The 14,141-nt window shown below is 71.7% G+C and carries 10 protein-coding genes; 9 read left to right on the top strand and 1 reads right to left on the bottom strand.

What is annotated here, in order from left to right:
* Nucleotides 1-11: 11 nt before the first annotated feature.
* The gene (locus tag CRP50_RS20375) at nt 12-1,037 is read right to left on the bottom strand and encodes an amino acid ABC transporter substrate-binding protein (RefSeq protein WP_097281036.1); all 1,026 of its coding nucleotides are present in this window, start codon (nt 1,035-1,037) and stop codon (nt 12-14) included.
* A gap of 506 nt (nt 1,038-1,543) precedes the next feature.
* On the opposite strand from CRP50_RS20375, the gene CRP50_RS20370 reads away from it, so the two are divergent.
* From CRP50_RS20370 to CRP50_RS20330, 9 genes are all read left to right on the top strand, one after another.
* Nucleotides 1,544-3,010 carry a tetratricopeptide repeat protein gene (locus CRP50_RS20370; protein WP_097281035.1) on the top strand — a complete coding sequence of 489 codons (1,467 nt, stop codon included), beginning with the start codon at nt 1,544-1,546 and terminating at the stop codon, nt 3,008-3,010.
* Nucleotides 3,011-3,012: 2 nt separating this feature from the next.
* The gene (locus tag CRP50_RS20365) at nt 3,013-4,746 is read left to right on the top strand and encodes an ExeA family protein (protein WP_097281034.1); all 1,734 of its coding nucleotides are present in this window, start codon (nt 3,013-3,015) and stop codon (nt 4,744-4,746) included.
* On the top strand, nt 4,737-5,489 hold the full coding sequence (locus CRP50_RS20360; protein ID WP_097281033.1) for a prepilin peptidase: 753 nt from the start codon (nt 4,737-4,739) through the stop codon (nt 5,487-5,489). The genes CRP50_RS20365 and CRP50_RS20360 overlap by 10 nt, the downstream gene beginning before the upstream one ends.
* Before the next feature lie 73 nt (nt 5,490-5,562).
* Nucleotides 5,563-7,539 (top strand): pilus (MSHA type) biogenesis protein MshL, encoded by a 1,977-nt coding sequence (locus CRP50_RS20355; RefSeq protein WP_097281032.1) that lies wholly within the window; start codon nt 5,563-5,565, stop codon nt 7,537-7,539.
* 44 nt (nt 7,540-7,583) lie between these two features.
* The gene (locus CRP50_RS20350) at nt 7,584-10,040 is read left to right on the top strand and encodes a GspE/PulE family protein (RefSeq protein ID WP_245913578.1); all 2,457 of its coding nucleotides are present in this window, start codon (nt 7,584-7,586) and stop codon (nt 10,038-10,040) included.
* A 4-nt stretch (nt 10,041-10,044) separates the two neighbouring features.
* Entirely contained in the window at nt 10,045-11,253 is a 1,209-nt protein-coding gene (locus tag CRP50_RS20345) for a type II secretion system F family protein (protein WP_097281031.1), read from the top strand.
* A gap of 11 nt (nt 11,254-11,264) precedes the next feature.
* Nucleotides 11,265-12,971 (top strand): hypothetical protein, encoded by a 1,707-nt coding sequence (locus tag CRP50_RS20340; protein WP_141415210.1) that lies wholly within the window; start codon nt 11,265-11,267, stop codon nt 12,969-12,971.
* Nucleotides 12,968-13,615 (top strand): hypothetical protein, encoded by a 648-nt coding sequence (locus CRP50_RS20335; RefSeq protein ID WP_097281029.1) that lies wholly within the window; start codon nt 12,968-12,970, stop codon nt 13,613-13,615. Before CRP50_RS20340 ends, CRP50_RS20335 begins: the two co-directional genes overlap by 4 nt.
* Nucleotides 13,612-14,121, top strand: coding sequence for a hypothetical protein (locus CRP50_RS20330; RefSeq protein ID WP_097281028.1), 510 nt, complete (start codon nt 13,612-13,614; stop codon nt 14,119-14,121). The genes CRP50_RS20335 and CRP50_RS20330 overlap by 4 nt, the downstream gene beginning before the upstream one ends.
* The last annotated feature ends 20 nt before the right edge of the window (nt 14,122-14,141 follow it).

Raw genomic sequence — 14,141 nt, 5'->3', positions numbered from 1 at the left:
CGACTACTCGATCAGCGGGCCGGCGGGGCGTACATCAGGCCGCCGTCGGTCCACAGGGCGTTCAGGCCGCGCTCGAGCTTCAGCGGGCTGTCCTTGCCGACGTTGCGCTCGAAGGACTCGCCGTAGTTGCCGACCTGCTTGACGATGTTGTAGGCCCACTCTTCCGGCAGGCCGAGGGCGGCGCCCATGCCCGGCGTCACGCCCAGCAGGCGCTTGGTGTTCGGGTTGTCGGACCCCTTCTTCTCGTCGACGTTGGCCGAGGTGATGCCCTGCTCTTCGGCGTCGATCATGGCGTAGATCGACCACTTCACGACGTCGAACCACTGGTCGTCACCGTGACGCACGGCCGGGGTCAGCGGCTCCTTGGAGATCAGCTCCGGCAGGATGACGTGATCGTCGGGGTTCGGCAGGTCGTTGGCGCGGATGGCGGCCAGCTGGGAGGCGTCGGAGGTGATGGCGTCGCAGCGGCCGGAGGCGTAGGCGGCGTTGACCTCTTCGAAGGCCTCGATGGTCAGCGGGTTGAGCTTCATGTTGTTGGCGCGGAAGTAGTCGGCCATGTTCAGCTCGGTGGTGGTGCCGGTCTGCACGCAGACGGTGGCGCCGTCCAGTTCCTTCGCCGAATTCACGCCGAGCGACTTCGGCACCATGAAGCCCTGACCGTCGTAGTAGTTCACGGCGGTGAAGTTCAGGCCGTTGGAGGTGTCGCGGGTCAGCGTCCAGGTGGTGTTGCGCGACAGGATGTCGACTTCACCGGCCTGCAGGGCGGCGAGGCGCTGCTGGGCGGACAGCGGGACGTACTTCACCTTCTTGGCGTCGCCGAACACGGCGGCGGCCACGGCGCGGCAGACGTCGATGTCGAGGCCCGACCAGTTGCCCTGGGCGTCCGGCGCACCGAAGCCGGCGAGGCCGGTGTGCACGCCGCAGACCACTTCGCCGCGCTGCTTGACGGCGTCGAAGGTCGTGCCGGCCTGGGCGGAACCGGCGGTGGCGCCGACGGCGAGGGCGGCCATGGCGGCGGCGGTAAACAGGTTTTTCATCAAATGCCTCCCGTTGAAACGGCAAAAGGAAAAGTTTGTTTCGGCAGGGCCCGGCGCAGCGGCCTGTCGTCGGGCGGTTCCGCCTCGAAAGCTTGTTTCGGGACGGATGGTAGCCGATCCAAAGACGACTGAAAAGCTCGTGTTTCGTTCGAGTGAAACCCGCTTCATTTGGTTCATCTGATGGATGCCCACAGGGAAGGCCCTTGGGCTTGAAGGAAAAATCTCCGAGCTGACTTTAGCCCTAGTTGCTTTCCGTGAGTCGGTTCCATAGGCTGAACGCGGACGCAGCACGGCTGCGTGCTGCCGAGGAGTGGGGGCGTTTCGAGCGAGCCGGGCGCGGTGCGGCGAATGGTTTGCGGTTTACCGATTCGTCACCTCTGGTCGATACTCTGGTGCCGTCCCGCGGGGCGGCGGGCGCGGTGTGATCCGCGTCGGCGCCGCATGGCACGCGGGTGGGGGAAGGGGAACCGGCCGGCCGCCGGCTCTCCACAGGTCGGAAGTGGTGGATGAGCGTACTTTTCAAGGCGCTTGAGAAGGCGGCGCGTCAGAACGCCGAAGCGCAGGAGCCCGAGCCGGCAGACGCCGGCGGCGGGGCCTACGGTGCTGCGCCCCTGGGCGCCGTTCCGCCGACGCGACGGCGGAACGGCCTGCGCACCGCCGTGCGCCTTCTCGGCCTCGTCTTCGTGTCGCTGACCGGCGCCTTGGTGGCCGCCCTGCTGGTGTTCGGCGACGACGTCCAGCTCCTGCTCGCCGACGCCTTCGACCCGACGCCTGCGCCCGTCTTCGCGCCCGCCCCGCCGCCGACGGTGGCACCTGCCCCCGAACCCGAAGCCGCCGCACAACACCCCGCCGCACCGGCCGCCGTGCCGGCGCCCGAGCCCCTTGCGCCGACCGCGCCGCCCGAAGTCGCGCAGGCGTCGGCGGTGGAGGCCGCACCGGCGCCTGCCGTCGAGGTCGCTGCGGCGCCGCCACCGGAAGCCGATCCCGCCCCGGCCGTCGAGGCCGCGCTGGCTCCATCCGCCGAGCCGACGCCTGCACCGGCCGCCGAAGCCGCTGCCGGTCCCGCGGAACCCGCCGCCGAAGCCGCTGCCGCACCGGCCGAGCCTGCCGCGGCCGATCCCGAGGACGACATCGCCCTGCTGATGAAGGAAGGCGCCGCCCGCCGGGCCGCCGCCGACGGCCGTGCCGTGCCGGCCGATGCCGGTCCCGTCGTGCCCGCCGTGGCGCCGGCCTCGGCGGTGACGGCGCCGGAGCCGCCCGAACGGGTGTCGGTGGAGGATGCCCTGGCGGCCGATCAGGGGCGGCGTGATGCCGCCGCCGTGTCGGCGCCCATCACCGTCGGCCGCGATCCCGGCGCCAGCGGCGTCGGCGGCGTCAGCGTCTCGGTGATGCCGCGCGACACCCAGGCGAGCCTGGCCGAAGCCTATACGGATCTGGTGCGCGGCAACTACGGCGCCGCGCTGCAGACCTATACCGCCATCGCCGAGCGCGATCCGCGGGAGGTGGCGGCGCTGGCCGGCCGGGCCGCCGCGCTGCACAAGCTGCGCCGGGTGGACGAGGCGCAGGCGGCCTACGAGCGGGTGCTGGCCCTGCAGCCCGACAACCGCGAGGCGCTGGCCAACATGATCACCCTGATCGGCGACAGTGCCCCGCGCGATGCCGTCCGCCGGCTGGAGGCGCTGCAGGCGCAGGCGCCCGACTTCAGCCCGGTGCCCGCCCAGCTCGGCATGCTCTATGCCCGCCTCGGCGACGTCGACCGGGCGGCCGCGGCCCTGCGGCGGGCCATCGGCCTGTCGCCCGACAACGCCCTCTACCATTACAATCTCGCCGTGGTGACCGATCGCGCCGGTCGCCGCGCCGATGCGCTGCGCGCCTATCAGCAGGTGCTGCAACTCATCGAGGCGGGCGCCGGCGGCGGCATCGACCCGCAGCCCGTGCGCCAGCGCGTCGCTTTCCTGCGTGCGAGGTCCTGACCATGCCCTACCTCGCCCACTTCGCCCTCGCGACGCATCCTTTCGGCCTGACGCCGAACACGGAGCAGTATTTCCCGACGGCGAACAACACCCACATCCTGCAGTCGCTGCAATACGCCGCGGCCAAGCGGGGCGGCATCCTGAAGGTCGTCGGCGACGTCGGCACCGGCAAGACCATGCTGTGCCGCCTGCTGCTGCGGGCGCTGATGGACAACCCGGAAACCCGCGGCGGCGTCGCTTACCTCAACGCTCCGCAGGCCGACGGCGAATGGCTGCTGGCGGCGCTGTGCATCGAGTTCGGGCTGGCCGGCTCCGGCAACCGGGCGGAACTGATGCACCGCCTGAACGAGTTCCTGGTGGCCGCCCACGCCGAGGGCCGCACCTGCATCGTCGTGGTCGACGAGGCCCAGGCCCTGGGGGCGGAAGGGCTCGAGACCATCCGCCTGCTCTCCAACCTGGAGACCGAGACGGCGAAGCTGCTGCAGATCGTGCTGTTCGGCCAGCCGGAGGTGGACGCCCTGCTGGCCCGCCCCGACCTGCGCCAGATCAACCAGCGCATCGCCTTCGCCTTCAACACCCAGCCGCTGAGCGCGCCCGAGGTCGGCGCTTATGTGCAGCACCGCATCCGCTGCTCCCGCCTGCCGGGGGTGGAGTTCCCGGTGTTCACGCCGCAGGCGCTGGCCCTGCTGGCGCGCGCCAGCCGCGGGGTGCCGCGCGTCGTCAACATCCTGGCCGACAAGGCGCTGCTCATCGCGTACGGCGAAAGCGCCATGCCGGTCACCGACGCCCACGTCGGCCGCGCCATCGAGGACAGCCGCGCCATCGTCGGCGACGTCCCGAAGGTGCGCGGCGTGTGGGGCCGTCGCCTGCTGTGGGGCAGCATCGCCGTGGAGGCGGCCGTCATCGCCGGCGTGCTGATCTACAACCCCGACCTGCCGCGCCGGGCCCTGGACATGCTGACCGGCGAGGCCGAAGTAGCGCAGCCGGAGCCCGCCGTCCTGGCCCCGCCGCCACCTGCACCCGCCGCGCCCGCGCCCGCACCGGCGCCCGCTGCCGTGGCCCCGGCGCCTGCGGTCGCGCCCGCTCCGCCGCCCGCCCCGGCGCCCGCCGCCCCGCCGCGGCCGGTTCCGGCCGCCGTACCGGCCGCCGCGCCCGAGGCGACCGCACCGCCCGCCGTGGCGGAGGATCCGGGGCCGCGCGTCGCCGTCTCGCCGCCGGTGGTGCCGGCGCCGCAGCCGACGCCCGTGGCCGTGCCGGCTGCCGTCCCGGCTTCCGAGCCCGCTCCGACGCCCGTCGCCCAGCCCGGTCCGCCGCCGGCCCCGGCGCCTGCGGTGCCGCCGGTGGTGCCGTCGTCCCTGGCGCCGCGTCCGGCCCCGGCGCCCGAACCCGTGGCGCCCGCCGCGCCGCGGACCGAGACCGCCGCCGCGCCGATGGCCGCCACGCCTCCGACCCCTGTCCGCACGCCGGTGGCCGAGCCGGTGCGCCTGGCCCCGGTGCCCGACGCCAAGCCCAAGCCGCCCGCCGCCCCGGCGCCGGTGGTCCGCGCGGCGGTATCGGCGCCGGCCGCCGCCACGGCCCCTGCCGCCGCGCCCGCGCCCGTGCCCGCCGCACCGGCCGCTCCCGCTCCCGCTCCCGCAGCCGAGGCTGCCGCCGCGCCGCCGTCCGCCGGTGTTCTCGCCGGCGACGCGACGGTGGTGGGGCGGCGCATGCCCGACGGGTCGTGGCGATGGGAATAGAGGACTTTCTGCTCGCCGCCCTGCTGGGCCTGATCGGCGGCTCCTTCGCCAGCGCGGTGTCCTACCGCCTGCCGCGGGGCCTGCCCATCGGCGCCGCACGGTCGGCCTGCACCAGTTGCGGCGCGCCGCTCGGTCCGCTCGATCTGGTGCCGGTGCTGAGCTGGACGCTGCGGCGCGGCCGCTGCGGGCACTGCGGCGCGTCGGTGTCGTGGCGCTATCCGCTCATCGAGGTGGCGACGGCGGCGGCCTTCGTGCTGGTGCTGTGGGCGGAGGAAGGCCACTGGCTGCCGGCGGCGCTGCTCATGGTCATCGCCGTCATCCTGATGACGGCGGCGGTGATCGACCTGGAATTCGGCATCCTGCCCGACAAGCTGCACATCGCGGCGGCGCCCTTCGCCCTGGCCTACCGCTGGCTGCTGGACGGCACGCCGTGGCCGGCGCTGATCGGCGCGGCGGCGGGCTATGCGGCGGGGCTCGCGCTGCTCTACGGGTTCAAGCTGGTGACCGGGCGCGAAGGGCTCGGGCGCGGCGACGTGAAGTTCCTGGCGGTGGCCGGTCTGCTGCTGCAGCCGGAGCAATGGGTCGCCTTCCCGCTCATCGCCGGCGTCGCCGGCGTGGTGACGGGCCTGCTGTGGCGGGCCAGCGGGCGGGGCGTCGAGTTTCCGTTCGGGCCGGCGCTGATCGGCGCCCTGTTCGTGTGCCTGCTGCTGCCGGGCAACACGCTCGGGGCGCTCGGCAATTGAGTGCGGATGTGAGGTCGAGTTGGTGAGGGATGCGATGGCCGCCGGCCATGGTCTAGTGCGAGGGGGATCGGGTATGGGTGTGGTTTCGGGCGCCGTGCGGCGCTCCCTGCTGCTCGGGGTGGCCGGCGTGACGCTGCTGCTGGCGTCCTGCGGCGGTGCCCACGACCAGGCGGGCGGCCTGACCAAGGAAGACTACGAGGCCCTGAAGGCCCGCCGTCCGGCCGCCGACGCGCGCCCTGTGGAAGAGCCGCCGATCCCCGCCCTGCAGCCCATCCTGGCCGCGCCGCAGCCGCCGTCGCTGGCCGACAGCCGCCGCGTCACCATCCAGGCGACCGAGCCGACGCCGGTGCGCGACCTGCTCATCGAGATCGCCCGCAAGGCCGACCTCGACCTCGAACTGGACCCGCGCATCGAGGGCGGCGTCATCATCACCGCGCGCGACCGGCCCATCAAGGACGTGGTGGAGCGCATCGCCGACCTCGCCGCCCTGCGCTACGAGTTCGCCGACAACCGCCTGCGGGTGGAACTGGACGAGCCCTACCTGGAAAGCTACCGGGTGGATGTTCTTGCCCAGCGCCGTCAGACGGAGACGGAAATCGCCTCTTCGACGGACGTGTTTTCCTCGGTCGGGCAAACCACGACCACCGGCAGCAACCTTTCGTCGGTGAGCGTGACGACCACGGCGGACGCTGATGTGTGGGCCGAAATCAGCAGCAACCTCGAAACAATCATAAGCCAAGCCGGCGGCGTACCGCGGACGGTCAGCGTCACAGGCCAAGCCCGTTCGAGTGCCGCAGAGGCTGCGTCGGGAGGCACCGGGGGCACGAATGCGACGTCCGGCGGCACGGACGCCGGGGCAGCGCCCACTGCCGCCAATCCCGCTAGTGCCGCCGTCTCGGGCTCTTCCACCTCTTCGGCAGGAACGGGAGCCCCCGGGGCCTCTCCGCAGCCTGGAGATACACAAATCCAGGCGGCGCTGGCGGCCGGCGCCACCGGATCGCAGTCGACAGCAGGTAACGGGCAGGCATCAAGCGCGTCTGCCGAGTCAGAATCTGAAGACAACGGCCACTACTTCATCGTGAACCGCCAAGCCGGGATCGTGAGCGTCTACACGACAGGGAGGCAGCACGTCAGAATCCGGAAGTATCTCGAATCCGTTCAGAGGAACTCGCAGGCCCAGGTTCTCATCGAAGCCAAGATCGTCGAGGTGACCTTAAAGGATGAATATCGGGCCGGCATCGACTGGCGAGCGGCGCTGACGACGAATTACGGGGTCTTGGGTGCCAGCAGCCTGCTCTCGGGGCGCGGTCTGAACGAGCTCGGAAACATCGTGGCGCCGGAAACCATCAGCCCCGTTTCGACGATCAGCGGTCGTGGATCCGTAGGCGATGTCAATTTCGAAGGGGTCATCGATCTGGTCGATGAGTTCGGAACGGCTCGAACCTTGTCCAACCCCCGGCTCACTGTGTTGAACAACCAGAATGCCGTTCTGAAGGTGGCCGAGAACGAGGTCTATTTCACCATCCGGGTGGAGCGGGAGCAGAACGACGACGGTCCCGACACGGTCACCTACCAGTCCGAGTTGAGAACGGTTCCGGTTGGCCTCGTGCTTACGGTGCAGCCGAGCATCAATCTCGACTCTCGCGAAGTCGCGATGAGTCTTCGGCCGACTGTGTCTAGAATCGTCGACCGGGTGTCGGATCCCGGTGTCGAGCTGCAGGCCGCCACGGTGAACGCTACCGTGCGCTCGTTGGTGCCGGTGGTGGAAGTGCGCGAAATGGACAGCATGGTCACGCTTCACAGCGGCGATGTGCTGGTCCTCGGCGGCTTGATGCAGGAGCGTACTGCTAATCGCGACTACGGAACGCCGGGGCTGAAGGATGTGCCGTTGCTCGGCATGCCGTTCCGGCGTGAGCAGAAGGACACGCAGGTGGTCGAGCTGGTCATCTTCCTGCGTGCCACCATCGTCAACGGCCGCGACAGCGTCCATCCGGCCGACGTGGAGCTCTACAACAAGTTCACCCCCGACCCGCGGCCGATCGCCTTCTGATCGGCCGGACGGACGGGACAGTGCAAGGGAAACGGTGAGGGATCATGCGGCTCACGCTCGGTGAGACCCCGGGGCAGGGCGAGACGCTGACCACTGCGGCGGAGACCGGGCCGGCGGTGCCGGCGCCGGCGCGCCCGGTGCGGCTCGCACTCGGTGACGCGCCGGGGGCGGGGGAAGCGGCCCCGCCGCCGCCCGCCGAGGTGCCGGCGCCGCCGCGGACCCCGGCGCTCGACCTCGGCACGCCGCAGGAGATCGCCGCCGCCGCTCCGCCCGTCGCTCCGGCCCCGCCGCCGAAGCCGGCCGCGGTGGCGCTCGACCTCGGGGCGCCGGAGGAATCGAAGCCCGTTCCGTCGCCGCCGGCCCTTCCGGCCCAGGCTCGCCTGCCGGAGCCCGAGGCGCCGCCGCCCGCCGCGCCGCCGCCGTCGCCGGCAAAGCCCGCCGGCGCGCTGCCGCCGCTGGAAGCCCTGCCGCCGGCACCCGCGGCTCCGACTGCCGCCAAGCCCGCCTCGGCCCCGCCGCGCGGCCTGCCGCCGCTGCCCGATCTGCCCGCCGCGCCCGCCGCCGCCGCTCCCAGGGCCACGCCGCCGGCCGCCGGCCGTCCCGCCGGTGGTCTGCCGCCGCTCGCGGCGGTGCCGCCCGTCGCACCGCCGCCTCCGCCGCCGGTCCAGGCCGCCGCGCCCGTGCCTCCGCCGCCGCCCACCGCGCCGGTGCCCCCGGTCGTGGCCGCTCCGCCGCCTCCGCCTCCGCCTCCGCCCGAACCTCTTCCGCGCCCGCCGGCCGCACCGCCGGCTGCCGACGGGCCGACGGGCCGGCCGCCCGTGCGCCTCGGCGACAAGCTGGTGGAGCGCGGCCTCATCTCCAAGGACCAGCTGCAGGTCGCCCTGCAGGAGAAGAAGCGCAGCCCCAAGATGATGGGCGAGCTGCTGGTCGACCTCGGCTTCATCACGGAACAGGCGCTCGCCGCCGTGCTGGCCGAGGACTCGGGCTTCGAGCGCTTCGACCCGGCCGGCACCATGGTGGACCCCGAGCTTCTGAAGCTCATCCCCAAGGAAGTCGCCAACCGCTACCGCGTCTTCCCGGTGACCATGCAGGACAAGGCCGTCCGCATGGCCATGGCCGACATCTACGACGTCATGGCGCTCGACCAGATCAAGCGCCACCTGCCGGCCGACGCCGAGATCCAGCCGCTGGTGTGTTCCGACACGGAAATCCAGCAGGCCATCGACCAGTACTACGGTCACGAGCTGTCCATCGACGGCGTGCTGCGCGAGCTGGAGAAGCTGCGCGACGGCGACGTGGACGCCTCGGCGCTGGACGACACCACCGGCGGCTACACCCACCCGGTGGTGCGCCTCGTCAACGCCATCCTGCTCGACGCGGTGAAGAGCAAGGCGTCGGACATCCACTTCGAGCCGGAAGGCAACTTCCTGCGCGTGCGCTATCGCATCGACGGCATGATGATGCAGATCCGCACCATCCATAAGCAGCACTGGGGCGCCTTCAGCCACCGCATGAAGATCATGTCGGGCATGAACATCGCCGACCGCCTGAACCCGCAGGACGGCCGCTTCTCGCTCGCCATGGCCAACAAGCGCATCGACTTCCGCGTCAGCTCGCTGCCGACGGTGCACGGCGAAAACCTGGTGCTGCGCATCCTCGACAAGTCCAGCGCCCAGGTGAAGCTGACCGAACTCGGCTATTCCGAGCACAACTTCGACATGCTCACCAAGATGGTGCGGCGGCCGGAAGGCATCATCATCGTCACCGGCCCGACCGGCTCGGGCAAGACGACGACGCTCTACGCCATCATGAACTACATCAACTCGCTCGATCTCAACATCATGACCCTGGAAGACCCGGTCGAGTTCGAGCTGAGCCTGATCCGCCAGAGCCAGATCCGCGAAGGCAGCCAGATGACCTTCGCCGACGGCATCCGCTCGCTCATGCGCCAGGACCCGGACGTCATCCTGGTCGGCGAGGTGCGCGACGCCGATACCGCCAGCATGGCCCTGCGCGCCGCCATGACCGGCCACCAGGTCTACACCACCCTGCACACCAACGACGCCGCCGGCGCCATCCCCCGCCTGCAGGATCTGGGCATGCGGCCGAGCCTGATGTCGGGCAACGTCATCGGCGTCGTCGCCCAGCGCCTGGGCCGCAAGCTGTGCGACGCCTGCAAGCAGCCGGCGCCGGCGACCGAGCGGGAATGCCGCATCCTCGGCGTCGACCCGGCCCGGCCGCCGGTGATCCACCAGCCCAAGGGCTGCGAGAAGTGCCGCGGCACCGGCTACAAGGGCCGCATCGCCGTGTCGGAGATCCTGCCGTTCAACGACACCATCGACGAGATGATCATCGCCGACGCCCCCCTGTCGCGCATCCGCGAGCGGGCGCGGGACTACGGCTTCGTCCCCATGGTCGACGACGGCATCGGCAAGGTGCTCGCCGGGGTGATGAGCATCGAAGGCCTCATGAAAGCGGTGAACATCACCGACAGGTTGTAGCGCCATGCCGCTGTACGCCTACCGCGCCATCAACGAGAAGGGCCGCTCCGTCCGCGGGCAGATCAACTCGGTCAACGAGACCGAGCTGTTCCAGCAACTGCACGAGCTGGGCCTGGAACTGGTGGACGCCACTACGGTCACCGAGCGCAAGTGGGCGCTCGCCCTGTCGGGCCGGGTGAAGACGCGCGACCTGATCCAGACCTGCCTGCACCTGGAGCAGCTGTCGGCCGCCGGCGTGCCGCTCATCGACGCCCTGGCCGACCTGCGCGAGTCCACCGACCAGCCGCGCCTGCGCAACATCATCGCCGAGATCTACCGCGACGTGTCCGACGGCGCGCCCTTGTCGGAGGCCTTCGGCAAGCACCCCAAGGTGTTCGGCCCGGTGTTCACCGCCCTGCTGGCGGCCGGCGAGGAAAGCGGCAACATCACCGAAAGCTTCAGCCAGCTGGTCAAGCACCTGAAGTGGACCGACGCGGTCAACGCCAAGGTGAAGAAGGCGATCCGCTATCCGGCCTTCATCCTGGCCATGATCACCTTCCTGTTCGCCTTCATGATGGGCTACGTGGTGCCGCAGGTGGTGGGCTTCCTCAAGAGCCAGGGCAACGAGCTGGCCATGCTCACCCAGTCGCTCATCGCCACGTCGGACTTCGTGCAGGATCGCTGGTACGTGATGATCGGACTGCCGATCGTGCTGTTCGTCGGCATCCGCGTCGGCATGAAGGTGTCCTACGGCTTCGCCTACAAGGTCGACCAGGTGATGCTGGTGGTGCCGACCCTCGGTCCCACCATCCGCAAGATCTCGCTGTCGCGCTTCGCCCACTTCTTCGCCGTCATGTTCAATTCCGGCGTGCCCATCCTGCAGTGCCTGGAAACGGCGCAGCGCGTGGTGGTCAACCGCTGCCTGACGGAAGCCATGTCGGTGGTGCGCGAGCGGGTGCAGACCGGCGAGGCCCTGTCGGCGGCGCTCAAGCAGTCCGGCCAGTTCCCGAGCCTGGTGACCCGCATGGTGCGCATCGGCGAGGAGAGCGGCAATCTGTCGGGCACGCTGGAAAACGTCACCGACTTCTACGACCGCGACGTCGACGACACCGTCGACAAGCTCATCGCCATGGCGGAACCCGCCCTGACGGTGGTGGCGGGCCTGATGATGGCGTGGATCGTCGCCGGCGTGCTCGGCCCCATCTACGACAGTTTCGACAAGATCGGCGTGTGAGGTCCGGCAAGATGGCGTCCTTCGACCTCTCCTCCCTGCTCACCCTGCGCCTCGGGCGCCGCCGCCGCTACGTGCTGACGGTGGGCGAGGAATGCGCGGTGCTGACGCTGGTGGGCGGCTCGCGCGTGGAGAACGCCTGGATCGTCGCCGCCGACCCCGAGGAGGGCATCGCCGAGGTCAAGGCGGTGCTCGACCGCGACCGCAAGACGCCGGTCGCCTTCCTGGCCGACACCTTCGAGCAGATCTACCGCGAGGAGGCGGTGCCCAAGGTCGGGCGGTTCGACCAGGCCAAGGTGATGCGCCGCCATGCCGCCTCGGCGGTGCCGGCCGACATGTGGCAGGGGGCGCTGCCGCAGGGCCAGGATCCGCGCGGCGCCAAGCTGTTCTACCTGTTCTGCGGCCTGCCCGGCACGCCGCGCCTGGACGCCTGGATGACGTGGTACCAGGGCCTGCCCAACCCGCAGGACGGCTTCCACCTGCTGCCGCTGGAAAGCCTGGCGCTGATGAACGCCCTGTTCGCCGGCGAGGCCAAGGCGCAGGGCGGCGTGCGCTGGCGCATCATGACCACCATGAACATCTCGGGCGGCCTGCGCCAGATCGTCGCCAAGCAGGGTCGCATGATGCTGACCCGCCTGACGCCGGCGCCGCCCGACGACATGGACGCCCGCGAGGCCGCCGCCGCCATGGCGCGCGACTTCCGCCAGACGCTCACCTACGTCAAGCGCATGGGCTACCGCGAGGGCGACGCCCTCGACCTCGCCTTCATCGTCGACCCGGAACTGGCCGAGGAACTGCGGCAGGTGCCGTGGGAGGCGCAGTCCATGCTCGCCACCACGCCGCACGAGGTCGGCCAGCGCCTCGGCCTCGGCAGCGTCGGCAAGCCGGAGCAGCCCTTCGGCGACGTGCTGCACGCCGCCTGGTTCGGCCGGGCGCCGCGGCCGGCGCTGAAGCTCGCCCGCCGCTCCGCCAACCCGCGGCAGGACCTCGCCCGCCAGCTGGAGCCCCTGGCGCCGCTGGGCGCGGTGCTGGCGACGGCCGGCGTGCTGACCGGCATGTGGCTGACCGGCGAGGCCCTGTGGCAGACCCACCAGGAGATCGAGCGCGCCACGGCGAGCCTCGAACGCGCCCGCGGCCGGCTGGAAACCACCCGCGCCGAGCACGCCGCGCTGCCCTACAACCCCGCCGTCATGCGCGAGACCATGGCGCTGGCGGCGCAATTGCGGCGCGGCGAGGCGGACCTGCCGCCATTTCTGCGCGCCATCGACCAGGGCCTGAAGAACCGCGCCCACGCCACCGTGCTGGAGCTGCGCAACGGCGCCCTGCTGCTGCCCGAGCCCGGCCAGCCGGTGCCGCCGGCCGCCGCGCCGCAGCCTGGCGTGCGCAGCAACCCGCCGCGCGGCGGCCTGTGGGCCGGGATGGAGCTGGAGCTGGCCGACGTCACCGACGCCAAGGCGGCGCTGGTGCTGTCGGAACGGCTGATGGAGGACCTGACGGCGGCGCTGCCCGATGCCAAGGTCATGCTCATCCGCCCGCCGGTGAACATCCTGCCCGACCAGACCATGACCACCACCGTGCGCCTGGAGCGCCCGGCCGAAGACCCTGCGGCACCCGGCGGCGCCCCGCCGCCGCCCGCGCCGGCCGCGGGCGCACCGGGGCAGGGCGGCGAGACCGGCCCCTATACCATGCGCATCGAGATCAGCCGGGGAGCGGCGCCATGAGCACCAACAAGACCCTCCTCGCCTTCAAGCGCCTGAAGCGGGCGACGCGCCTGTCCATCCTCATCGGCGGCGTCGTGCTGCTGTTCGGCGGAGCGCTCATCGTCGGCGGCGAGATGCTGCTCGACGAATGGCGCCTGCGGGCGGACCGCCTCAACGCCGAGATCCGCAGCGTCGACGCCGAGATCCGCACCCTGCGCGACGACATCCAGTACGTCGCCGACAACACCACCGCCTACGAGGCGGCGCTGGCCCGCGGCATGTTCGCCGAGCGCAACCGCCTGGCGGCGCAGGATTCGGTGAAGACCCTGCTGCTCGGCAACCGGCTGGAGGGCAGCATCAGCTTCCAGCCGCAGGTGCGCCAGGGGCCGGTGACCGTCGGCGGCCAGCCCTACGACGTGCTGCGCGAGCCGGTGGAGGTGCTGGCGACCGGCGTGCTCGATGCCGACATGCTGCAGTTCGCCCGCGACGTCGCCGGCGTGGTACCCGGCTTCCTGGTGTTCCAGGACGCGCGGCTGGAGCGCCGGGCGCTGACGCCCGAGGGCCTCACCCGCCTGTCCAACGGCATCCCGGAGCCGCTGGTGGGCGCCCGCCTGCTGTTCCAGTGGCGCAGCGCCGCGCCCTCCGCCGCCGGAGGGCAGGGATGATGCCGCGCCGCGTCGCCGCCGCCGTCCTGGCCCTCGCGGCCGCCGCCCTTCTGGTGGCCGCCGGTCCCGCCGTCGCCCAGGACGCGGCCCCGGCCCCGGCCGAACCCGCCGCCACGCCGGCCACCGAGCCGCCGGTCGACCCGGCGTCGCTGCCGGTGACGCTGATGTTCAGCCTGAAGGAGCGGGTGGCCATCGAGGCGGCCATGCGCGAAGGCGGCCTCGACCGCAGCGTCGGCGAGCCGGCGGCGCCCTTGCGGCCGTTCCTGCGCACGCCGCTCTACCTGTCGGGCATCCTGTGGAGCGCGCCGGGGGACTGGACGGTGTGGCTCAACGGCCGCGCCCTGCGGCCGGGCGACAGCGGCCTGCTCTACAGCATCGCCGAGGTGGACGCCCGCCGCGTCGTGCTGGCCGTCGCCTGGGGCGAGAACACCCGCCTCGTGCAGCTGGAACCCAACCAGACCTTCGTGCCCTCCACCGGGCAGGTGGTGGAAGGGCGGCCGTTCTGAGGCCGGCGGGGCCGCCGGTC

Source organism: Caenispirillum bisanense (assembly GCF_900230255.1).
Classification (GTDB): Bacteria; Pseudomonadota; Alphaproteobacteria; order Rhodospirillales; family Rhodospirillaceae; genus Caenispirillum; species Caenispirillum bisanense_A.
Note: the sequence above shows the minus strand (reverse complement) of the source record. Positions and strands in the feature narration are given on the sequence as shown.

What these genes read in the sequence shown, in the direction of transcription:
- CRP50_RS20375 (WP_097281036.1), bottom strand. Translation starts at nt 1,037, where the DNA reads ATGAAAAACCTGTTTACCGCCGCCGCCATGGCCGCCCTCGCCGTCGGC.
- CRP50_RS20370 (WP_097281035.1), top strand. Translation starts at nt 1,544, where the DNA reads ATGAGCGTACTTTTCAAGGCGCTTGAGAAGGCGGCGCGTCAGAACGCC.
- CRP50_RS20365 (WP_097281034.1), top strand. Translation starts at nt 3,013, where the DNA reads ATGCCCTACCTCGCCCACTTCGCCCTCGCGACGCATCCTTTCGGCCTG.
- CRP50_RS20360 (WP_097281033.1), top strand. Translation starts at nt 4,737, where the DNA reads ATGGGAATAGAGGACTTTCTGCTCGCCGCCCTGCTGGGCCTGATCGGC.
- CRP50_RS20355 (WP_097281032.1), top strand. Translation starts at nt 5,563, where the DNA reads ATGGGTGTGGTTTCGGGCGCCGTGCGGCGCTCCCTGCTGCTCGGGGTG.
- CRP50_RS20350 (WP_245913578.1), top strand. Translation starts at nt 7,584, where the DNA reads ATGCGGCTCACGCTCGGTGAGACCCCGGGGCAGGGCGAGACGCTGACC.
- CRP50_RS20345 (WP_097281031.1), top strand. Translation starts at nt 10,045, where the DNA reads ATGCCGCTGTACGCCTACCGCGCCATCAACGAGAAGGGCCGCTCCGTC.
- CRP50_RS20340 (WP_141415210.1), top strand. Translation starts at nt 11,265, where the DNA reads ATGGCGTCCTTCGACCTCTCCTCCCTGCTCACCCTGCGCCTCGGGCGC.
- CRP50_RS20335 (WP_097281029.1), top strand. Translation starts at nt 12,968, where the DNA reads ATGAGCACCAACAAGACCCTCCTCGCCTTCAAGCGCCTGAAGCGGGCG.
- CRP50_RS20330 (WP_097281028.1), top strand. Translation starts at nt 13,612, where the DNA reads ATGATGCCGCGCCGCGTCGCCGCCGCCGTCCTGGCCCTCGCGGCCGCC.